Raw genomic sequence first — 21450 nt, forward strand, 5'->3', positions numbered from 1 at the left:
GGCGATGGGGCCAATCAGAACTTGGCGCCGATTTCCAGCACGACACTGCGCGGCACGTAGTTGATTTCGCCACTGGTGTTGATGGCGATGTCCGGATCGAACTGCCCGTTGCTGCCGAAGCCGTTGTAGGCGTACGCGCTGTAGTTCTTGAAGTTGAAGGCGTTGAGCAGGTTCACGCGCGCGTTGAGCTTGAAGTCCCCGACCACGGTGAACTCCTTGGTGGCCTGGAAGTCCACCGTGCGGTAGCCCCAGATATCGCCACCGACCAGGAACTTGCCGCTGCCCGGCGGGGTGACACCGACCTGCTGGCAGGTCGCGCCATCGGGATCGGTGAAGCCGAAGCAGGCGATCGTGTTGATCGGCTCGGGCGTTGCCAGCACCAGCTTGGCACCGAAGGTGACGCCCCACGGACCATCGATCGAACCGGAAGCGACAAAGCGATGTGCGGCCACGGCATCGGACTTCACGAACGGATAGCCGCGGATGGTCGCCTTGTCGAAACCGTACGGCTCATCAATGTTGCGGTTCTGGCGCGCGCTGGTGTGGGTGTAGGACAGGGTCAGGCCCCAACCGGATTCCTTGGTGTACGGCTTGTCGGCCGACAGCAGGACCTGGCTGTTGCGCTGCTCCAGGCCGTTGCTGCCCAGAATAGTGTTCTGGTAACCCGGCACCGGCTCGCCCCACGGCACGTTGCCGTTCTGGAAGTAGGAGCCATCCGGATAGCGGTTGATCAGGCCCATCGCGAAGCCGTCGTAGCTCAGGATGCGCTGGAACGTCACATCGGTCAGCCAGTCGCCCACCTGGTTGGTGATGCCGATGCTGTACTGGTCGCTGTACGGCGTCTTGAGCTTGTTGTTGAACATGAACAACTCGGCGCTGCCAGCGACACCGGGAATGGTGTTGAGCTGATCGATGCCGTTGAGGTAACGCGGGTCGAACGCAACGCACGTGCGGTCTGCGCGATAGCACTGCTGGGTTGCCGGGTTTTCGAAATACACCGCGACCGGCGACAACGCCGCCTTACTGGTTTCCAGGGCCAGCTGCTCGAACAGGTTGCGGTCGTACGAACGCGCGGCACCGCCGTGCAGGATGGCGGCCTCGTCACCGAAGAAGTCGTAGGAGAAACCGAAGCGCGGAGCCCAGGCATCCTTGAAGTTCTTGCGGTTGTTGCCGGTGCTGATGTAATCGGCCACGTTGATGCCGCTGGGTAGCAGACGGTTGGCCCATGGTTGACCGGGGTTTTCCGCATCGTTGGCGTACAGCGCGTCGACGAAGGCCTGCGAGGTCACGAAGTCGGTGTAGGCCGGTGTGTCCTCGTAATCCCAGCGCACGCCGATGTTGATCATCAGCTTGTCGGTGGCGGCCCAATCGTCCTGCAGATAGATGCCGTACTGCTTGGACGGCGATACCACCGTCGCCCGCTGGCCGGGCGTGGTGTAGGGCGCAATGAAGTCGACGCGATACGGCGTGGATTCCACGCTGCCGCCGTTGACGCGGTAGCTGAACTGCGGATTCAGCGCGGCCGCGTCCTGCGAGGTCAGCTCGATGTCCTTGTAGTTCACACCCATCTTGATGGTGTGTTCGCCGTGCCACTGGAAGCTGGTGAAGGTCAGGTCGTTCTGCAGGAACCAGCCCTTCTGGCTCTTGCGCTGCGCATTCCTGCCGCCGGCCGAACCGGTGGTCAGGAAGGTGCGCTCATCGATATCGGTGGAGCCGGCACGCGGCTGGAAATATGTGTAGACGATGCCGTTGCCCAGCGTGCGCGGGGTCGGGTTGTTCTCCGAGTTTTCGGTGCCGACGATGACCTCGTTGAACCAGTTGTCTGCACTGTGCTGCCAACGCAGGTTGGTGCGCTTGTCCTTGTTGATCTTGTCGGTGGCTTGCGCGAGCGTGTTGGTGCCGCCCACGTTGGCGGTCTGGGTCTCGTCGCGATAGATCGTGCTCAGCTCGATGCGATCGCGATCGGTGGGTTCGAAATCGATCTTGCCGAAGAACAGGTCTTCTTCGAACGGCATGTTGGCCGGGCCGTACTGGCTGGCCAGATCGGAAGGCAGCTGGTTGAGGAACGCGGCTGCCTCTGCGCTCGGTTGCACGCTCTTGGGTGCGACGTTCTCCTTGCCTTCGTAGGCAACGAAGAAATGCATGCGGTCCTGGATGATCGGCCCACCCAACGCAAACCCGTATTCCTTGGTCTGCGAATCGATCTTGCCGTTGGCTTCCTCGTCGGGCCGCTTGTCGCGCAGATCCTGGTCGGTGTAGCGATAGAAGGCTTCACCGTGGAATTCGTTGGTGCCGGACTTGGTGGCCGCGGTGATCGCCGCGCCACTGATCTGGCCGTATTCGGCCTTGTAGTTGGAGGTGATGACCTTGTATTCGCCGATCGCCAGCTGCGGGAACGGGTTGCCCTGGGTGTCGCTCTGGCCGGCAACGCCGCCGCTGCGCACGTAGCTCTTCTGGCCGACGCCGTCGATATACAGATTGCCGGCGCTGGCATTGGAGGCGCCACCGCGCAGCTTGGTGTTGCCGTTGCCATCCACCTGAAACACCATGCCCGGCACGGTGTCGGCGAACTCGAGGAAGTTGCGCGTGGCCTGCGGCAATTGCTGGATCTGTCGCGCCGAAATGGTGTTGCCCACCTCGGAGGTCTTGACGTCGCGAATCATCGGCGCGCTGACCGTCACCGTGTCCAGTGTGGTCGCGTCGCCGGCGGGCGCCGCGGCCGCCTCGGTGCCGAGATCGACGGTGGCGCTGGAGGCCACCGACAGGGTCACCGTGCGGCTGGCGCCATTGGATTCGACCTTGTAGGTGCCCGGCTGCAGACCGACGATGGTGTAGTTGCCGTTGGCATTGACCGGTGCGCGTCGCACCGAGCCAGTGGCAAGGTTGGTGACGACGACCTCGCTGCCGCTCTGTGCGGAAGCGACCTGTCCGCGCAACGTGGCGTTGCTGGACTGGGCCATGGCCGGGGTGGTGGCGAACAACGAGGCAGCCAGGGCGCAGCACAACAGGCTACGTGCCGGCAGGGTGGAGACGGTGCGGTGAGTCTTCATGACTTTCCCCCTCCCAGGGGTAAAGCGCGAACCAGTGAAGTGACTGGCGCGTCGAGGTTGGTGCTTGGTGTGGATGGAACGGGTACAGCGGGCAACAAACAAACAGCAGGGACGGCAAACACAGCAAAAACGGTCGCCAACCGGAGCGTGGCGTCTGCGGCATCGCGCGCATCGCGCGTCGCGCCGCAGCAACACACCTCAATCGGGACGATGCAACAAACCTGCGGCCGGCCCCTCCCCATTGCCGTGGGGCCGATGCAGCTTAGGCAGCGGGTACGGTACCGGCGTCGAGACGCCGGATGCCGCCAACGCAGCCGTTACCAGATGATGCGTGCGCTCATGAACAAGGTCCGTGGCGGAGTGGACATCGCGCCGTACTGGTTGATGCTCACGCGCGGGTCGTATACGCCGGCACTGCCCCAGTCGATGCTGTACTGATCGTAGTTGCGGAAGTTCAGCGCATTGATCAGATCACCGCGCACCTGCACCGTCACCGCATCGGTGATGTGCATGTCCTTGGACAACGACAGGTCCAGCTGGCGGGTGCCGAAGATGTCGCCGCCGGCGATGAACTTGCCGCCGGGGGCATCCACCGAGACCACGCGGATGTTGTCCGAACTCGGGCCGCCGTACTGGTCGTAGGAGATCGCCTCGTTGCGCGGCGGCACCGTGGCCAGGGTCAGCTTGGCCGAGCCGCTGATGCCCCAGAACAGGTCGTAGATGCCGGTAAGCACCAGGCGGTGGCGCGGCACCGCATTGAGATCCAGGAACGGATAGTCGGCAATGGTGGCCGCATCGAATCCGTAGCGATCGTCGTTGCCGCGATTGCCGCGCGCACGCGAGAAGGTGTAGGCCGCGGTCAGGCCCCAGCCGCTCTCCTGCGTATAGGGCTTGTCTGCCGACAGCAGCAACTGGCCGGTCTTGGTCTCCACGCCGTTGTTGCCGATGATCAGGTTGCCGAAGCCGCGGGGTGTCTGGCCGAACGCCTGGTTGCCGTTCTGGAAGAAATCGCCGTTGGCATAGCGGTTGCCCAGGGTGAAGATGAAACCGTCCTTGCTGTGGATGTACGACAGCGTGGCCGAGGTGTTCCAGTCGCCCAGCTGGGTGCGCAGGCCCAGCGAATACTGGTCGGCATACGGCGTCTTCAGATCGTTGTTGAGCAGGTCGATTTCGCCGTTGCGCACGCGCGCATCGACCAGGTTGGCCAGGCTGTCGGGATTGCTCACATAGGTCGGATCGAAGGCGGTGCAGGTACCCGGCGCCGGGACGCAGTTGGTGGGCCCGGCAAAACGGATCGTGTACTGCGCCAGCGCGGATTTGATCTGCTCCAGGCCCATCACGTCGAACAGGTTGCGGTCGTAGCTGCGGCCGGCACCGCCGAACAGCACCAGCGACTCGTCGCCACGGAAGTCGTAGGAAAAGCCCAGGCGCGGTGCGAAGTTGTTGTTGTCCTGTTTGCGATTGCGGCCGTTGCTGATGTAGTCGTTGATGTCCACCCCGCCCTTGGCCAGCTGCTCGGCGTAGGTGGCGCTCACGGCCGGATCGGTGCCGGGGCCGTTCAAGGCCGCCACCACTTCCGGCGGGGTCACGTTGTCCAGGTACGAGGGAATCTTTTCGCCATCCCAGCGCACGCCGATATTCAACTGCAGCTTGTCGTTGACGTCCCAATCGTCCTGGATGTACAGGCCCAGCTGCTTGCTGGTGGTGGTCACCGACGGTGCGGCACCGGCGAACGGCAGGTTGAAGCGCACTTGGTAGGGAATGGCCGAGGTGCCCGCGCCATCGCCCACCGCGTAGTAGAACGACGGGTTGGCCGCAGAGTTTTCGCTCTGGGTCAGCTCCACTTCCTTGTACTTCACGCCCATCTTGATGACGTGGTTGCCGTGCCACTCCAGGTTGTTGAAGGTCAGGTCGTTCTGGAAGCTGGGGCCTTTCTGGCCCTTGCGCTGGATCGCCAGGCCGCTGGTGGCGCCGTCGTTGAGCAGCACGTCGTCTTCGGCGATGCCGCGCGTGTACACGCTCTGGCTGCCCACGGTATAGGCGGTGGGATTGAACAGCACGTCCTCATAGGACACGCGCGCTTCGTTGACGTAGCGCTCGCCGTAATGCTGCCAGCGCAGGTCGAAGCGCTTTTCGGTGTTGAGGTTGATCTTGGAGGCGATCGCGGTGGTCTGGCCGCCGACGCTGTCGCGGCTTTCCTCGTCGCGGTACTTGCCGGTGAGCTCGAGGCGGTCGTTCTCGCCGATGTCCCAGTCGACCTTGCCGAAATACAGGTCTTCGTTGAACGGGCGGGTGACCGAGCCGAGCCGGCTCTGCACGCCGGCGGGCAGGTCGTCGCTGAGCGCGCTGAAGCGATCGGGCACGGCCACCGGATCGGCCGAGACCTCGAAGCCCTTGCCTTCGTAGCTGAAGAAGAAATGCGCCTTGTCCTGCACGATCGGTCCGCTCAGCGCAAAGCCGTATTCGTCCTGGTGGGTCTTGCGCTTGCTGCCATCGGAGTTGGGTGCGCCGGCGCGTTCGTCGGGCTGGCGCGCGCGGAAATCGGTATTGCTGGTGCGTCCGAAGATCTCGCCGTGGAACTCATTGCCGCCAGACTTGGTCGAGGCCACGATCGCTGCCGAACCGACCTGGTCGAACTCGGCCTTGTAGTTGGAGGTGATGACCTTGTACTCGCCGATGGCCAGCTGCGGGAACGGGTTGCCCGCGCTCTGCTCCTGGCCGGACACGCCACCGAACAGGTAGCTCTTCTGGCCGACGCCGTCGATGTAGACGTTCACCGCCGAGCTGCCCTGCGCGCCGCCGCGGATCTGGCTGTTGCCGTTGGAGTTGGTCTCGAACTGCATGCCCGGCACGGTGTCGGCGAACTCCAGGAAGTTGCGCGTCAGCTGCGGCACGGTGCTGATCTGCTTCAGCGACACGTTGGTGCCCACTTCGGAGGTCTTGACCTCTTGGAGCGTGGTGGCGGTGACCTGCACCGCATCCAGCGTGGTGGCATCGCCGGCAGGCGCCGCGGCTGCGCTGCCGCCCAGGTTCAAGGTGACCGACGAGGCCACCGACAGGGTCACGGTCTGCTCGCTGCCGGGGCCGGCATCCACCTTGTAGGTGCCCGGGGGCAGGCCGACCAGCGCGTAGCTGCCGTCGGCACCGGTGGGCACGCGTCGGACGGCACCGCTGGCGACATTGGTCGCGGTCACGGTGGTGCCGGCCTGTGCTGCCGCAACCTGGCCGCGCAAGGTCGCATTGCTGGACTGGGCCATGGCCGGGGTGCTGGCCAGCAACGAGGCGGCAAGGGCGCAGCACAACAGGCTGCGCGCGGGCAGGGTGGAGACGGTGCGGTAATTCTTCATGACTTTCCCCCTCCCAGGGGTAAAGCGCGAACCAGCGGAGTGGCTGGCGCGTCGGTACTGCGTCAAGCGGGACAGCTGGCAACAACGGCAAAGGACTGCAAGCAACACACGTTCGGCAAAGCGTGGTGGCGCGTTTCAGGTGGGAGGCGCCGCCCGCGGCGCGCTGGACGCGCGCACGATCAGTTCGGGAACCATCTCGGAAAACGCGGGGGGGGCGGCATCGGAGGGCGGGGCGGGCGCATCGACCAGTTGCTGGCCCAGCAACAACTGCAATGCCCGCGCGCCCAGCCCGGCGATATCCACCCGCATGGTGGTCAGCGCCGGCAGCACGTAGCGCGCCATCGGCACGTCGTCGAAGCCGGCCAGCGCGATGTCCTGCGGCACCTTCAGCCCGGCATGGCCGAGCGCGAACAGGCAGCCCAGCGCCATCATGTCGTTGGCCGCGAACACCGCATCCGGGCGCGCGCCCTGTGCCAGCGTCTGGCCGGCGCGGTAGCCGGACTCTTCGTCGAAGTTGCCCGGCAGCACCCACGGCTGCACGTCGGCATCCAGCGCCAGCTCGTCGCGGTAGCCGCGCAGACGCTCGTGCGCATCGAAGTTGTCGGCCGGCCCGGCGATGAAGGCGATGCGGCGGTGGCCGCTGTCGCGCAGGTGCCGGGTCATCGTCCGCGCGCCGCCGTAGTTGTCCACGTTGAGCACCGGGCGCTGGCTGGCCGTGCCGGCGCAGTTGAGCAGCACTGCCGGCAGGCCGCCGGGCAGGGCGTCCTCGTGCACGCCGGAGTCGCCCAGCGAGGGCGACATCACCACCACCCCGTCCACGCGCCCGGGCAGGCGTTCCAGCGCCTTGCGCTGCGCCTGCGGGTCGCCGTGCGAGCTGGACACCAGCAGGTGGTAGCCCTGCTCGCGCGCCACCTGGTCGATGCCGCGGATCAGTTCGGAAAAGAACTCGCCATGCAGGTCAGGCAACACCACCCCGATGGTGTGGGTGCGCCGGCTGCTGAGGCTGCGCGCGGCGTGGTGCGGGATGTAATGCAGCGCGCGGGCCACCTGCAGCACGCGCTCGCGCACCGACTCGGCCACATGCTGGTGCCCATTCATGGTGCGCGAGACCGTTGCCACCGACACCTGCGCTTCGCGCGCGACGTCCTTGATGGTGACGCTACCGCCTTCGGAGCGTGGCCGACTCATGGCAAAACCTCCAGGACAACGCGGTTGCCACCGCACGCCGGGAAGGGTCGCACGGTCCGCTGGCGCAGAACGTTCGTGTCACACATGCACATGAATGACATCGGCCCCAACCGATGGCGACCTCAGAGCGAGATGGCGCGCACGCTAGCAGGAACTGCAAGCGCTTACATGATGCGCTGCACCATTGGGCCAAACGCAGGTGGCACAAGGGCTTGGCGGCATCCCCTGGACAAGTTTGTCCGGGAAGGACAACGGCAGTCAATGTCGGACACTGGGCGACAACATGCATGGAACTACGAAAATCTAACGTTTCCGTACCGTACCCGGGCGCACGGTTGTCGCGCGCCTTGCCGCCAGTGCGTTCAGACAGCAAGATGCGCCGATCGATCAGGGGAACAGCGTGCGCATGTCGCCATCTACCGTCCGCGCCGGCCGGTTCCAGTCCATCGCGTGGGTGCTGCTGGCAGCGCTGTGCCTGGGCAGCTGCCAGCGCGCCGACAAGACCGCCGCCTTGCCGGGCGCAAGCGCCGAGCCAGCCGCAGCGATGCAGTCGATGACCCTGCCCTTGCGACGCAACGACCTGGTCGCCTATGCGCGGATCCGGGTCACACCTGCGCAATACACCCAGCTGGAGGCGGCCTGGCGCAGCGGTGCCAGCCGTTGGCCGCTGACCGAGCTGCCGCTGCCCAACGAGGTCGGCAGCCTGCTCGGCACTTTGTCGGCGCCCGGCGCCGAGCGCCAGCTGCAGCAGGCCTTCGATGCACAGCTGGCCGGCCAGTCGCAGGGCATCCGCCAGGCCGCGCAGTCGCTGGGCCAGTTCGGCGTGCAATACCTGCGCAGCCGCAGCGACTACCAGCCCGAGCAACGCGCCCATTACGTGCAACTGGTCGATGCCCTGAGCGCCTGGGCGGCCACCGCGCCGCTGGCCGACCGCGCGCGTGCCAGGGCCAGCATCGCCGACCTGGTGACCGCCGCCCGCGCCACCGGCATCGGCTCGGACGCCGATCTGCAGCGCTTGGGGATGGAAGAGAGCCTGCGCCGGCTCGGGCCGTTCTGGGCCGCGGCCAAGCAGGTGCTGGAGCGTTACGGCCTGTCGCTGGACAGCAGCCTGGATGCGCTGCGCACCGGCTTGATCAGGCAGGACGGCGACCGCGCCCAGGTGCGGCTGCGCTATCCGCTGGCCGCGCACGACATCGACCTGAGCATCGGCCTGATCAAGCGCGACGGCCACTGGTACCAGCAGCAGACCCAGGACGAGGTGCAGGCGCTGCTCGGCGCTGCGCCGGCGGCGCCCGCACCCGACGCCGCTGCAACGCCTGACACCCCGGCGGCCGCGCCCGCCACGCCCGCCGCCACCGGGCAACGCCCGGCTGGGCGATAATGACCGTGATGCCAGAACAGAATCCCCTGCCGTTCCCGGACGGCCAGCCCGCCCCGCCCAGCGCTGCTGCCGATCTCGGTGCCACGGCCGCCGCCTTGCCGACCGCCGTTCCGGTTCCGCCGGACGCTGCGCCGTCGATCGCGCCCGCCGTCGCCGCTGCCCGCAGCGCCAAGCGCCCGTGGTGGGCGCGCCTGCTCGGCCGCCTGGCCGACCCCTGGCTGAGCCTGACCATCGAACCGGATCAGCCGAGCCGCTACGACGACGGCACGCCGGTGGTCTACGTGCTGGAGGACTACGGCCTGTCCAGCGCGCTGATCCTGGACAAGGCCTGCCGCGAGGCCGGGCTGCCCTCGCCACTGGTGCCGCTGCCGGGCGACCCGCTGCAGCGCAAGCGCGCCTACCTGGCGCTGTCGCGGCGCAGCAGCAGCAATTCGCTGATCCCCGAGCAGCGCGGCGGCAAGACCCATTCGGATTCGCTGGCCAAGCTGCTGCAGGCGCATCGCGTGCGCGCCGACCTGGACGTGCATCTGGTGCCGGTGTCGATCTTCGTCGGCCGCGCGCCGGACAAGCAGAGCGGCTGGTTTGCGGTGCTGTTCTCGGAAAACTGGGCGCTGGTCGGCCGCTTCCGGCGCCTGCTGGCGGTGCTGCTCAACGGCCGCACCACCATCGTGCGCTTCGCTCCGCCGATCTCGCTGCGCCAGACCATGGCCGAGGGCCTGCCGCCCGAGCGCACCCTGCGCAAGCTGCAGCGCGTGCTGCGCACCCACTTCCGGCGCATCCGCGAGGCGGTGATCGGGCCGGACCTGTCCACCCGCCGCCTGCTGGTGGACCAGGTGCTGGCCGCCGATTCGGTACGCGAAGCCATCGCCACCCAGGCCAAGCGCGACAACTCCAAGCCGGTCGATGCCTGGCGCAAGGCGCATGCCTACGCCTGGGAGATCGCCGCCGACTATTCCAGCCCGGTGGTGCGCTCGGCCAGCTTCCTGCTGACCCACGTGTGGAACCGCATCTACGCCGGCGTGCTGGTGCATCACCTGGACAAGCTCAAGCAGGCCGCGCCCGGGCACGAGGTGGTCTACGTGCCCAGCCACCGCAGCCACATGGATTACCTGCTGCTGAGCTACCTGCTGTACGAACGCGGCATCGTGCCGCCGCACATCGTGGCCGGCATCAACCTCAACCTGCCGGTGGTCGGCACGCTGCTGCGCAAGGGCGGCGCGTTCTTCATCCGCCGCTCGATCAAGGGCAATGCGCTGTATTCGGCGGTGCTTAGCGAGTACGTCGCCCAGCTGGTGGCCGGCGGTTACTCGATCGAATACTTCGTCGAAGGCGGGCGCTCGCGCACCGGGCGTCTGCTGCAGCCCAAGGGCGGCATGATCGCGATGACGCTGCGCGCCTACCTGCGCCAGCCGCGCAAGCCGGTGCTGTTCCAGCCGGTCTACATCGGCTACGAGAAGCTGATGGAAGGCAACAGCTACCTGGACGAGCTCACCGGTCGGCCCAAGGAGAAGGAATCCATCTGGGGCCTGCTGTGGTCCATCCCCAAGGTGCTCAAGCAAAACTACGGCCAGGTGGTGGTGAACTTCGGCGAGCCGATCGCGCTCAACGACGTGCTGGCCAAACACGCGCCCGACTGGGACGGCCAACCGCTGCCCGACGACGAAAAGCCCACCTGGCTGGCACCGGCGGTGGACACGCTGTCCACCCAGATCCAGACCCGCATCAACTGCGCCGCCGACGTCAATCCGATCAACCTGCTGGCGCTGGCGCTGCTGTCCACGCCCAAGCACGCGATGGGCGAGGCCGACCTGATCGCGCAGATCGAGCTGTGCAAGAAGCTGCTGGCGGAGATGCCGTATTCGGACCGTGTCACCGTCACCCCGCACACCCCGGCGCGCATCATCACCCACGCCGAAGAGATCAACGTGCTCACGCGCGTGTCGCATCCGCTGGGCGATGTGCTGAGCGTCAGCGGCGACACTGCGGTGTTGCTGAGCTACTTCCGCAACAACGTGCTGCACCTGTTCACCGCCTCGTCGTGGGTGGCGTGCTGTTTCCAGAACAACCGCCGCATGAGCCGTGCCGGTCTGTTGCGCCTGGGGCGCACCGTGTACCCGTTCCTGCAGGCGGAGTTGTTCCTGCCGTGGAGCGAGGACCGATTTGCCGAACGCATCGAGCAGACCATCGACATGTTCGTGCGCGAAGGCCTGCTGCTCAACGTCACCGACGACGATGGCGGCATCCTCACCCGCAATACCGGGCAGACCGACGAGGTGTTCCGCCTGCGTGCGATCGGCCATTCGCTGCAGCAGGCCTTCGAGCGCTATTACATCGCCATCTCGGTGCTGGTGAAGAACGGCCCCGGCGTGCTCGGTGCCGGCGAACTGGAAAGCCTGTGCCAGCAGGCCGCGCAGCGCCTGAGCCTGTTGTACGCCCCGGCCGCCCCGGAGTTCTTCGACAAGACCCTGTTCCGCAGCTTCATCCAGAAACTGCGCGAGCTGCGCCTGGTGTGGCCGGACGAGAACAGCAAGCTGCTGTTCGACGAGCGCCTGGATGCCTGGGCCAAGGACGCCAAGTTCATCCTTGGCCGCGAATTGCGCCATACCATCGAGCGGGTCAGCCCCGAGGCGGTCAAGCCGGACGTGGTGCTGCCGCCGGCCGAGTAAGGCGTCAGTACAAACGCCAGCGTCTCCTTGCGGCAGGTGATGCGGGCAATGGCAGCGCACCCACAAGGAAGAGCAGATGCGCACGACGCCTCCCCTTCTCCCACCGGGAGAAGGTGCCCGAAGGGCGGATGCGGGTCGGTCAGCACGCGACCCCCGGCGCTGTAGTAGGCCAGAGTCACACCAGGCGTGCTCCACCAACGCGCGCAACTTCACACAACAGTTCCGTTCGTTTCATCCGCCTCTTGCAGCAATGCCGATAGCATCGCGCCACCTTTCATCACGATCGGGTGCGTTGGATCACTGGCGTGCCCGGCAGGAGACTTCCATGCGCGCAGCCATCCACACCCAATTCGGCGACCCGGCCAAGGTGCTCGAACTCGGGCAACGGCCCACCCCGCAGCCCGGCAAGGGCCAGGTGCGCATCGCCATGCGTCGCTCGCCCATCCACAACCACGACCTGTGGACGGTGCGTGGCAATTACGGCTACAAGCCGGAGCTTCCCGCAATCGGCGGCAGCGAGGCGGCCGGCGTGATCGACGCCCTCGGCGAAGGCGTACAGGGCCTGCAGACCGGCCAGCGCGTGGTCGCCGCCGGCGTGCACGAGAGCTGGGCGGAGTTTTTCCTGGCCGACGCGTCCGGCGTGGTGCCGCTGCCCGACGCGCTGGACGACGACCGCGGTTGCCAGTTGATCGCCATGCCGCTGAGCGCGCTGATGCTGATCGAGTTCCTGCATGTCGAAAAGGGTGACTGGATTGTGCAGAACACCGCCAACGGCGCGGTCGGCAAGACCGTCGCCATGCTCGCCGCCGCGCGCGGCATCAACGTGGTCAATCTGGTGCGCCGCGACGCCGGCGTGGACGAGCTGCAGGCCCTGGGCTTTGGCAACGCGGTCTCCACCGCCCGGGAGGGCTGGCAGGACAGCGTGCGCGCGCTGGTCGGCGAGGCGCCGATCGTGCGCGCAATCGATTCTGTCGCCGGCAGCGCGGCCGGCGACCTGATGGGGCTGCTTGCCGAAGGCGGCGAGCTGATCTCATTCGGCTCGATGACCGGCGAGCCGCTGCAGATCTCCAGCGGCGATGTGATCTTCAAGCAGGCCAGCGTGCGCGGCTTCTGGGGCAGCAAGGTCATGGCCGCCACCAAGCCCGAGGACAAGCGCCGCATGATCGGCGAACTGCTCAAGGCCGCCGTCGATGGCAGCCTGGCTCTGCCGGTGGAAGCGGTATTCGATCTGGAAGATGCAGCCACGGCGGCCGCGGCAAGCGCCGAACCGGGCCGCCGTGGCAAGATCCTGCTGCGCGCAGGCTGAGGATGGCGGCTCGGGTCGTCTTACGACAGTCGGCGCCTGACGCGCAAAAGCGGTGAGGCGCTTGCACGTCCGCTGACGCGAATAAGCGCCCGGATCCGTTGCCCAGATCGGCCGAAGAGATCGACAATTCTCCAAGACCGGCATATCAAGCCCCTCTCCCCTCGGGGCGAAGCCGCACCGCTTGCGCGCCACTGGCGCGCGTGCCTTTGAGCGCCCGCGTCGCAAGACGTGGGCTGGGGCGCGCAGCGGGGTTGGGGTGAGGGTGTGGCCCAAGCGACAAACGCGACACGCCTCAGCTCAAGCCGGCGCCATGCCGACAAAACCCTGCCTGCGTCATCAACTGACTCAACTTCCTGTCACCGCGACCTTGATATCCACTGCCGCAAAGCAGACCCAGGCGGCCGCACGCACCAACCTCACGCCGGCTCGTCAGGCACCAGCTCCATTTCCAGCCGCGTGATGCAGTCCTTGAGATGCAGCTTGCGCTTCTTCAGGCGCTTCATCTGCAGCTCGTCGTCCATGTTGGCGGGCACGCGCTGGATCTCCTCGTCCAACGCGCGGTGGGCGCGTCGCAACTCGGCGATCTGCTCGGCGATCTCGGCGGGTGAGAGAGTTTCCACGGCTCCGAGCATACACAACCACGGGCCGGCCGCGTCACCTGTGCTTGCCAAGCCGCCCGGGGCTGCGACAATGCCTGCGCGCCGTTGGGGAAACGGCGGCGCGCCTCACCTCATCATTGCCGCGCGGCCACGGCCGTCGAGAAAGGAGTCTTTACGATGCGTTTGCGTTCTTCCCTGCTGGCCCTGAGCCTGCTCACCGCCGCCAACCTGGCCAGCGCCGCCGACGTCGCCAAGTACGACGGCTTTTTGTGCTGCAACCTGCGCACCGACGGCAGCTGGATCAGCGACAGTAACTACGCCGAAGACGGCAAGCGCATGCTTCCCGTAGGAACCCCGGTCAGCGTCACCGGCTTCGGCCGCAACCGCGTCAACCTCAAGATCGCCGGCGAAAAGCAGTCCATCGGCAACGATTACAGCCGCGACCTGGACAACACCGCCTTCGCCGCCCGCTATGTCGTCACCGCCGACCCCAAGCTCAAGCTGGCCACCTTCCCGCCCAAGATCCGCCAGGCCATCAATGACGGCAAGCTCACCGGCGGCATGACCCGCGAACAGGTACTGATGGCGGTCGGCTACCCGATCAGCAGCGAAAACCCGAATCTGGACGCCTCGCTGTGGCGCTACTGGCGCGACAGCTTCTCCGAGTACCAGGTGCAGTTCGGCCCCAGCGGCAAGCTGGTCAAGGTGACGGCCGATCCGCAGTTGATGAATCTGGTTTGGCTGCCGTGAATTGCCCGAGGTGGTCGCACATCGTGCGGCCATCTGCGTAGCAGGTTCATTGCCTGAGCAGGCACCTCGAACACCGGGAGACGGTAGGCTCCAGCAGCCGAGGTCTGGATCCTGGCGACACGCGATCAGAGCGCACAATCAGCGCCAGCGCTCTTCCCTGGCCACCGGCCGCCAAAGACCGAAGCTCACATGCAACGACATCCGGACCTGTATCCCAACGACGATAACGGCAACACCCTCTGGCACATTGCCCAGCAAGGCGTGGACCTGTCGAAGCCGCGCGAGATTGCGTTCTCCGTGGTCTTCCCCACGAAGGAATCGGCCTTGGAGTTCTCGGTGATGCTGCTGCGCTTCGAGCAAAAGGTGCGTTGCTGCCACTATCCGGAAAACACCGAATTTCCGATGGACGTGACGGTGTATCCGACCATGGTCCCGTCGCACAAGGCGATTTCGGCATTCGAGGAAGAGCTGGCCGTGGAGGCCAAGCCCCTGGGTGGCCTGAATGACGGCTGGGAGTTTTCCGTGGATGACAAGGACGCCTGACGCAGCCCGCGTGCGAGAGCCGGCGATGCAGTCACTGCATCGCTGAGCCCGTTGCACCCTCACCGCGTTACCGCGTTACCGCGTTACCGCGTTACCGCATCAGCGCTGCGACTGCGGTACGCGGCGCAGCTGCGACACGTCATAGCCCATGGCGGCGATGCGTTGGACAGCCTGCTGATAGTCGGCCTCGGAGACCTGCGGAGTACGCGCCATGTACCAGACGTAATCGCGCTTGCTGCGCGCCACGATGGTCTGCGCATACGCTGCATCCCGCCAGGCGATCACATATTCGGCCTTGAACGGCCAGAAGAACTGCATGCTCCACAGCGCACCATTGCCTTCCTTCGCCACCTGGCCGATCGGATGCATGGACTTGAGCGGCGCCTGGAAGCTGCCCTTGCGGTAGGTGAAGGTGGTCTGGATGCGGCCGTCCGGCCGCAGCGCATAGCGCTCCACGGCATCGTAGGCCTTGCGCTCGGGCCGGGTGGGAATGTGCGCGATGACGTACCAGTCGCCCATGAAGCGCGGCACGTCGACGCTGTCTGCGCGGGGCAGGGCGGCACGCGACTCGCTCCCACTGGCACTCCCGTAGACCGCTAGCGTCAGCAACAACAGCATTGAACCACCTCGCATGGCAACCTCCACCAGAAAAAACCCGTAGATAGGCCTACGGCGTTACTGTGCGTCCGGATGCAAGCCCATGCGATGCAGTTCCGGACTGAGTGCACGCTGGCGTGGTGTGCCAGCGGCACGACCGTAACGCTCGACATGTCATGGCGGTGTTGAAGCGCCAGGCCGACGCCTTGCGCATGCCAGGAAACGCGTGATCGCGGGAATAGTGGGCGCCGGGTCGACGATCAGCCGCAACGAGGACTACGACGCGCTTTGAAAGCGCAACGGTGACAGGACGTGTCGTTCAGCGCCGGCGGTTGAGCCATGACGCGCTGATAGCCCAGGGAGGCGGTAGCCCGACGGCATTCACCAGGGCGATACCGCGTCTTCCCCATATGGATGAATCGTCGCGATCCTTCCATCCGCGTCGTGCTCCAGCGGTGCCATCTTGATGCTGCGCAGATGCGTCTGCCCGCCCGACAAGACAGCATCGTGATAGAAAAGATACCACTGGCCGTTGAACAGGCAGATGGAGTGATGCGTGGTCCAGCCGACCACCGGTGCGAGCAGCACGCCCTGGTAGGCGAATGGCCCGTACGGGGTATCGCTGGTGGCGTAGCAGATGCGGTGGGTGTCGCCGGTGGAGTAGGACAGGTAATAGCGGCCGGCATGGTGGTGGACCCAGGGGCCTTCGAAGAAGCGGCGGGCGTGGTCGCCTGCGCGTAGCGGGGTGCCGTGTTCGTCGAGGATGATGATCTCGCGGGTGGGTTCGGCCAGTTGCGTCATGCCCTCGTGCAGGCGGGCGACGCGCGGGCCAAGTGCGGGCGCGTCGTCGCCCGGTTCCTGATGGTCCGGCGCATAGACGTTGTCGCGGTACTGCTGCAGCTGGCCGCCCCAGATGCCGCCGAAGTACAGGTAATGCGCGCCGTCGTGGTCGGCAAATACCGCCGGGTCGATCGAGTAGGTGCCGGCGATGGGTTCGGCTGCGGCGACGAACGGGCCTTGCGGGCCATCGCCGACCGCCACGCCGATCTGGAAGATGCCGTCGGCCCGCTTGGCGGGAAAATACAGATAGGTCTTGCCGTCGCGCTGCGCGGCATCCGGTGCCCACATCTGGCGCTGTGCCCACGGCACGTCGCGCACGTGCAGCACTTGCCCGAGGTCTTCCACCGGTGCACCGGGATGGGCCATGCGGAAGACGTGGTAGTCGGCCATGTCGAAGTGCGAGCCGTCGTCGCTGAAGGCAACGCCGGCATCGATGTCGTGCGAGGGATAGATGTACAAGGCGCCGTCGAACACGTGTGCGGAAGGGTCGGCGGTATAGAGGTGGGTGACCAGCGGTGCGGAAATGGCGGTGCGCGCCAGCGCCTGCAGTGCAGCGGTGTGCAGTTCATCGGACATGCGCGTACCTGTGCATGAGGTGGGAGGGAGAGGGCGTCAACTGGTGGCGAGCGCGGCGCTGCGTCGGCGCAGGCCCAGCTCGTGTTCGATGCGGGTTTCCAGCGGCTTGTCGATCTCGTACAGCGCTAGCAACGCTGTACCGAGCAGGAACGGGATGGACGCATACACGCTGATGGCCAGGCGAATGCCGTTTGTCACGGCATCGCTTTGCAGCGGCAGGGCGGCATCGTAGCCATAGAACGCCAGGATGCCGGCGACCAGCGCGCCGCCGACGCTCAGGCCGATCTTCAGGCCGCACAACATCGCCGAGAAGATGATCGCGGTGGCGCGGCGGTGGTTCTTCCATTCCGAGTAGTCGGCCACGTCGGCGATCATCGCCCACAGCAGCGGGATGGTGATGCCGTAGAAGAAGCCGTGCAGCACGTAGGAGGCGAACACCCAGGCGATCGCAGTCGGCGGATACACGTAGAACGCCAGCAGGAACAGCGTGGAGATCAGCAGCGCGCCGCCGAACACGTTGCGCTTGCCGTAGCGGTCGGCCAGCCGCTTGGAGAAGCCGATGCCCACGATCATCGCCAGGATGCCACCGGCGCTGAACACGCTGAAGGCCGAGGTGGGTGCGTCCTGCGGCCATTGCAGCGCGCTCAGGCCGGCGCCGGTCAGCATGCTGTTGATCGCAGCGATGAAGCGGTTGAAGCCGGCGTTGTCGAGGAACAGCGTCAATGCGTTCGCGTCGAGGGTGTACTTGAAGTAGTAAATGTACATCCCGCCCTTCATGGCGAGATTGATGAAGACAAGGATGGTCAGCGACAGCATTACCAGCCAGGGTCTGTTGCGGACCAGATCGGTGAGGTCCTGGCGCACGCTGCTGCGTTGTTCGCTGATCGGCAGCACGCGCTCGCGGGTGGTGAAAAAGGTGATCAGAAAGCACAGCGTGCCGACGGCGGCAAACAGCGCCATGGTGTTGCGAAAGCCCTGTGCCTTGTCGCCATTGCCCAGGATCAAGACCAGCGGCAGCAACAACACCTGGATGATGAACTGTGCAAACGTCACCGCCAGGAAGCGGTACGCCGACAAACTATTGCGCTGCTCCATGCTGCCGGTGAGCACGCCGCTCAATGCCGAGTACGGCAGGTTGTTGGCCACGTACACCAGCATCAGCAGCGTGTAGGTGGCGAAGGCGTAGGCGATCTTGCCCTGCTCGCCGAGTGCGGGTGTGTTGAACGCGGCCAGCGACAAGGCACCGAACGGCAATGCCGTCCACAGGATCCACGGGCGGAACTTGCCCCAGCGCGTGCGGGTGCGGTCGGCCAGGATGCCGATGATGGGCGTGAACACGAACGCGCCGAGCATGCCCACCACGAAGATCAGGGTGGCGGCCACACTCGCCGGGATGCGGAACACATCGGTATAGAAGAACGCCAGGAAGGTGACCAGCGTCTGGAAGATCAGGTTGGCCGCCAGGTCGCCCAGGCTGTAGCCGATCTTTTCGCGCAAGGAGAGCTGTTGTGAGCGATCGTTCATGAGGTGCGGCGGGGCTCAGGGAGTGCTGCGGAAAACGCCGCGGCGCGCGCCAGGCTGCCGGTCGCGATGGGAGGTGATCGCGACCGGCAAACACAGCACTCAAAAGGTACCGCGGATGCCGAGCATGACCGTGCGCCCGGGCTCGTACAGATCGTAGGTGGCGTTGGGCCAGGCGTAGGTGGTGCGCAGCGGCTCGTCGGTGAGGTTGGTGACGTTGAGGGTGATCTGCGGCTTGGACGGCAGCGATTCCAGCGTGTAGCTGGCAGACAGATCCAGCTGCCCGCGCGCATCGGCGTTGAGGCGCGCGTAGGGAATGCCATTCTGGTTGGCGCCGGAGATCACCATGTCGTCGTTCCAGGTGTAGGACAGGCGCACCGAGGCGGCGTCCTTTTCCCAGTACACGGTGCCGTTCCACAGGTTGGGTGCAACGCCGACCGCCACTGCCGGAATGCCTTCGCCTTCGGAGGATTGGGTGACATGGGTGTAGTTCACGCTGAAGCCCAGACCGTCGACCAGCCGGTCCAGCGGCTGCACCCAGATCGCCTCGGTGCCGCGGATGTTGAGCACGCCGTCGGCGTTGACCTGGGTCTGGACATCCACGGTGGCCGCATTCGGGCCGCCGCGCTGGTCCAGGCCGGCCTGCTGAATCGGCAGCAGGCTGTCGTAGGGCACGCCCAGGTCGTTGAAGGGGATACGCCGCACGCCGTTGACGGTGAAGCCGCTGATGCGCTTGTTGAACAACGTCAGGCCCACATAGCCTTCGCCGCCGGTGTACCACTCGCCACCGAAATCCACGTTGGTGGACAGGTACGGCGCCAGGTTCGGATTGCCCTGGGTTGCGGTCTGCGCGGAGGGGTCGCTGAAGTTGGTGTTGGGCAACATCGCGCTGGGGTCAGGCCGGGTGAGCGTGCGCGAGCTGGATAGCCGCAGCACCACGTTGTCGGCCACGTCCCAGGCGGCGTTGAACGAGGGCAGGGTCTCCTTGTAGTCCGAATCCAGCACCTGGACGCGGCGGATGCCGTTGATGGTGACCGGGCCGGTGATGGTCTGGTCGGTGGTCACGTAGCGCACGCCGGCATTGAAGCGCAGCGTGCGGTTCCACACTTCGGTTTCCGCGTTGGTTTCGATATAGAAACCCCAGTTTTTTTCGCGGATGCCGCCGGCCGAGGCACCGGTGTTGGCGGAGTTGGTCTCCGGTGCGGAATCGCGCAGCGCGTAGTAATTGGTGTCGCCCAGGAAGCGGTTGAAATCGGCGGTGATGAAGCCATCCGGGCCGGGGCGCAGATAGCCGGCCAGCGCCGCATTCGGGATTGCCGAGCCAGGGCCGCCGTTGCAGACATTGCCACCGCCACCGCGGCAGACCACCTGCTCCCAGGCGATGCTGTTGTCGAAGCCGCGGATGGTGCGCTCGGCCTGGTCGTAGGCGGCGCCGATCTTGATGTTGCGCTTGTCTTCGCCGAACTGCAGGTCGGCGCGTGCGCCCCGGGTTTCGGTCACGCGTTTTTCGTTCTGGATATTGACCCGGCCGCCGTTCCAGCCCCAGCCCAGATTGGGGTCGTTGAGATCGAGCGGGCTGCTGATCGAGGGGCGGTCGCCGCCTTCGTTGCGGTAATCGACGGTGGTGAACGGCGAGGTGACCAGGATGCTGGGCGACTCGCGCTGCAGCCAGCTGCGCGTGGCATTGGCCTGCACGTTGAGCTTGATGTCCTGGTTCTCGCCGAACAACAGCTCGGCACCCGGATTGACGCTCCAGAACTTGACCTCTTCCCGGTACGGGCGCGCTTCCAGGAAGTACTGCGCATTGGCAAACGTGGCGCTGGTGACCACGTTGTTCTGGTCCAGCTGCATGCCCAGCGGGATCATGTTGCCGTTGCGGCCGATCAGATTCATGCTGATCCGCTCGGTGGTGCGCTTGGCTTCCGAATACAGCGTGTCCAGGTAGAAATGCATGCTGTCGGACGGGCGCCATTCCAGCGACATCACCGAGGCATCGCGGTCGCGATCGCCATTCATGTAGACGCTGCGGCCCAGCCGCGGAATCAGCGCGTCGCTGATCTGGTCGATGCTCAGGCCCGGGTTGCGCGCCAGCAGCCAGGCCGCATCGATGGTCTCGCCGGTGGTCAGGCCGCTGCCGGCGGTGGCCGGCACGCGGTCGGGAATGCGCCAGTTGCCGCCACCATTGACGTTGCACGCGGCCGGTTGATTGGTGGCCGGGGTGCCGGCAGGCGGGGTGAGGCCGCACTGGGTGTAGGTGAGGCCGGGGTTGGTCCAGCCCACGCTTTCGAAGCCGCGCACGCCCAGCTTGCTGCGCACCGAGGCCACGCCCAGCAATGCGCCGAAGGTGCCTTGCTCGTTGGTCCAGCTGCCCATGAAGGCGCCGCGCGGGGTGGTCTTTTCGCTGGTGCTGTTCCAGTCCGCCTGGGCCTGATAGGTGAAGTGCACGCCGGGGCGATCGAACGGACGCGCGCTGCGCATGTCCACCACGCCGGAGACGCCGCCTTCGAGCATGCTGGCGGTGGGCGTCTTGCTGACGGTGAGCTGGGTGAAGAACTCGGTGGGAAACAGGTTCAGATCGACTTCGCGGTTCTGGTTCTGCGCGTTCAGGCCGATCGAGGCGGTGGCGATGCTGGCGCCGTTGAGCGTGGTCTTGGTGAAGCTGGTGCCCAGACCGCGGATGGCGATGTTGAGGCCCTCGCCATTGACGTCGCGCGAGAGCTGCACGCCGGGGATGCGGTTGAGCGACTCGGCGATGTTCATGTCCGGAAACTTGCCGATGTCCTCGGCAAACACGGTGTCGGCAAAGCCCACCGAGTCGCGCTTGGCGTCGGTGGAAAACTGGATGCTGCGCCGGTAGCCGGAGACGGTGACGGTGTCGAGCTGGGTCACCGCATCACCGCTGGCAGCGGCGGCCGTGGGCGGTTGTGCGGTGGCGGCAGCGCTGTCGGCATCGCTGGACTGTGCCCAGGCGGCGGTGCTGGTCATGCCCAGCAGAATGGACCCCAATGCGCAGGACAACGCGGTTTGTGCGTAGCTGTTCTTCACCGTAATCCCTTCCCTAACAGGTGAGCAGATGTCCCACGCAT

The 21450-nt window shown here is 65.8% G+C and carries 13 protein-coding genes; 5 read left to right on the forward strand and 8 right to left on the reverse strand.

The window, feature by feature from the left end:
- Window positions 1-14: 14 nt before the first annotated feature.
- The 3 genes from DYQ94_RS17575 to DYQ94_RS17585 form a co-directional block, all read right to left on the reverse strand.
- Complete coding sequence (locus DYQ94_RS17575; protein ID WP_054592241.1) at window positions 15-3050, reverse strand: TonB-dependent receptor domain-containing protein; 3036 nt, start codon at window positions 3048-3050, stop codon at window positions 15-17.
- Between the two features lie 317 nt (window positions 3051-3367).
- Entirely contained in the window at window positions 3368-6397 is a 3030-nt protein-coding gene (locus DYQ94_RS17580; RefSeq protein WP_102256377.1) for a TonB-dependent receptor, read from the reverse strand.
- A gap of 135 nt (window positions 6398-6532) precedes the next feature.
- Complete coding sequence (locus DYQ94_RS17585) at window positions 6533-7585, reverse strand: LacI family DNA-binding transcriptional regulator (RefSeq protein ID WP_024937639.1); 1053 nt, start codon at window positions 7583-7585, stop codon at window positions 6533-6535.
- Between the two features lie 406 nt (window positions 7586-7991).
- On the opposite strand from DYQ94_RS17585, the gene DYQ94_RS17590 reads away from it, so the two are divergent.
- The 3 genes from DYQ94_RS17590 to DYQ94_RS17600 all read left to right on the forward strand — a co-directional run bounded on the left by DYQ94_RS17590 (window position 7992) and on the right by DYQ94_RS17600 (window position 12938).
- Window positions 7992-8966 carry a hypothetical protein gene (locus DYQ94_RS17590; RefSeq protein ID WP_160955232.1) on the forward strand — a complete coding sequence of 325 codons (975 nt, stop codon included), beginning with the start codon at window positions 7992-7994 and terminating at the stop codon, window positions 8964-8966.
- Complete coding sequence (gene plsB, locus DYQ94_RS17595) at window positions 8966-11632, forward strand: glycerol-3-phosphate 1-O-acyltransferase PlsB (protein WP_104647869.1); 2667 nt, start codon at window positions 8966-8968, stop codon at window positions 11630-11632. Before DYQ94_RS17590 ends, plsB begins: the two co-directional genes overlap by 1 nt.
- A gap of 325 nt (window positions 11633-11957) precedes the next feature.
- On the forward strand, window positions 11958-12938 hold the full coding sequence (locus tag DYQ94_RS17600; RefSeq protein ID WP_160955233.1) for a zinc-binding dehydrogenase: 981 nt from the start codon (window positions 11958-11960) through the stop codon (window positions 12936-12938).
- A gap of 416 nt (window positions 12939-13354) precedes the next feature.
- On the opposite strand, the gene DYQ94_RS17605 is transcribed toward DYQ94_RS17600, so the two are convergent.
- Window positions 13355-13558, reverse strand: coding sequence for a YdcH family protein (locus tag DYQ94_RS17605; RefSeq protein WP_023905744.1), 204 nt, complete (start codon window positions 13556-13558; stop codon window positions 13355-13357).
- A 156-nt stretch (window positions 13559-13714) separates the two neighbouring features.
- Between DYQ94_RS17605 and DYQ94_RS17610 the strand changes: the two genes are divergently transcribed.
- Entirely contained in the window at window positions 13715-14287 is a 573-nt protein-coding gene (locus DYQ94_RS17610; RefSeq protein WP_039527696.1) for a hypothetical protein, read from the forward strand.
- A gap of 189 nt (window positions 14288-14476) precedes the next feature.
- The gene (locus DYQ94_RS17615; protein WP_160955234.1) at window positions 14477-14830 is read left to right on the forward strand and encodes a ribonuclease E inhibitor RraB; all 354 of its coding nucleotides are present in this window, start codon (window positions 14477-14479) and stop codon (window positions 14828-14830) included.
- A 99-nt stretch (window positions 14831-14929) separates the two neighbouring features.
- Here DYQ94_RS17615 and DYQ94_RS17620 read toward each other — a convergent pair whose 3' ends face one another.
- The 4 genes from DYQ94_RS17620 to DYQ94_RS17635 form a co-directional block, all read right to left on the reverse strand.
- Complete coding sequence (locus DYQ94_RS17620) at window positions 14930-15463, reverse strand: lipocalin family protein (RefSeq protein WP_065033360.1); 534 nt, start codon at window positions 15461-15463, stop codon at window positions 14930-14932.
- 345 nt (window positions 15464-15808) lie between these two features.
- Window positions 15809-16843, reverse strand: a complete 1035-nt coding sequence (locus DYQ94_RS17625; RefSeq protein ID WP_184429189.1) for a glycoside hydrolase family 43 protein — start codon at window positions 16841-16843, stop codon at window positions 15809-15811.
- A 36-nt stretch (window positions 16844-16879) separates the two neighbouring features.
- Window positions 16880-18367, reverse strand: a complete 1488-nt coding sequence (locus tag DYQ94_RS17630) for an MFS transporter (protein WP_039563770.1) — start codon at window positions 18365-18367, stop codon at window positions 16880-16882.
- A 99-nt stretch (window positions 18368-18466) separates the two neighbouring features.
- On the reverse strand, window positions 18467-21409 hold the full coding sequence (locus DYQ94_RS17635; protein ID WP_160955235.1) for a TonB-dependent receptor: 2943 nt from the start codon (window positions 21407-21409) through the stop codon (window positions 18467-18469).
- Between the last annotated feature and the right edge of the window lie 41 nt (window positions 21410-21450).

Source organism: Xanthomonas sp. LMG 8993 (assembly GCF_009835065.2).
Taxonomy (GTDB): domain Bacteria; phylum Pseudomonadota; class Gammaproteobacteria; order Xanthomonadales; family Xanthomonadaceae; genus Xanthomonas; species Xanthomonas arboricola.

Bases quoted from the DNA above. Each gene is read 5' to 3' on its own strand.
- DYQ94_RS17575 (WP_054592241.1), bottom strand. From the start codon at position 3,050: ATGAAGACTCACCGCACCGTCTCCACCCTGCCGGCACGTAGCCTGTTG.
- DYQ94_RS17580 (WP_102256377.1), bottom strand. From the start codon at position 6,397: ATGAAGAATTACCGCACCGTCTCCACCCTGCCCGCGCGCAGCCTGTTG.
- DYQ94_RS17585 (WP_024937639.1), bottom strand. From the start codon at position 7,585: ATGAGTCGGCCACGCTCCGAAGGCGGTAGCGTCACCATCAAGGACGTC.
- DYQ94_RS17590 (WP_160955232.1), top strand. From the start codon at position 7,992: ATGTCGCCATCTACCGTCCGCGCCGGCCGGTTCCAGTCCATCGCGTGG.
- plsB (WP_104647869.1), top strand. From the start codon at position 8,966: ATGACCGTGATGCCAGAACAGAATCCCCTGCCGTTCCCGGACGGCCAG.
- DYQ94_RS17600 (WP_160955233.1), top strand. From the start codon at position 11,958: ATGCGCGCAGCCATCCACACCCAATTCGGCGACCCGGCCAAGGTGCTC.
- DYQ94_RS17610 (WP_039527696.1), top strand. From the start codon at position 13,715: ATGCGTTTGCGTTCTTCCCTGCTGGCCCTGAGCCTGCTCACCGCCGCC.
- DYQ94_RS17615 (WP_160955234.1), top strand. From the start codon at position 14,477: ATGCAACGACATCCGGACCTGTATCCCAACGACGATAACGGCAACACC.
- DYQ94_RS17620 (WP_065033360.1), bottom strand. From the start codon at position 15,463: ATGCGAGGTGGTTCAATGCTGTTGTTGCTGACGCTAGCGGTCTACGGG.
- DYQ94_RS17625 (WP_184429189.1), bottom strand. From the start codon at position 16,843: ATGTCCGATGAACTGCACACCGCTGCACTGCAGGCGCTGGCGCGCACC.
- DYQ94_RS17630 (WP_039563770.1), bottom strand. From the start codon at position 18,367: ATGAACGATCGCTCACAACAGCTCTCCTTGCGCGAAAAGATCGGCTAC.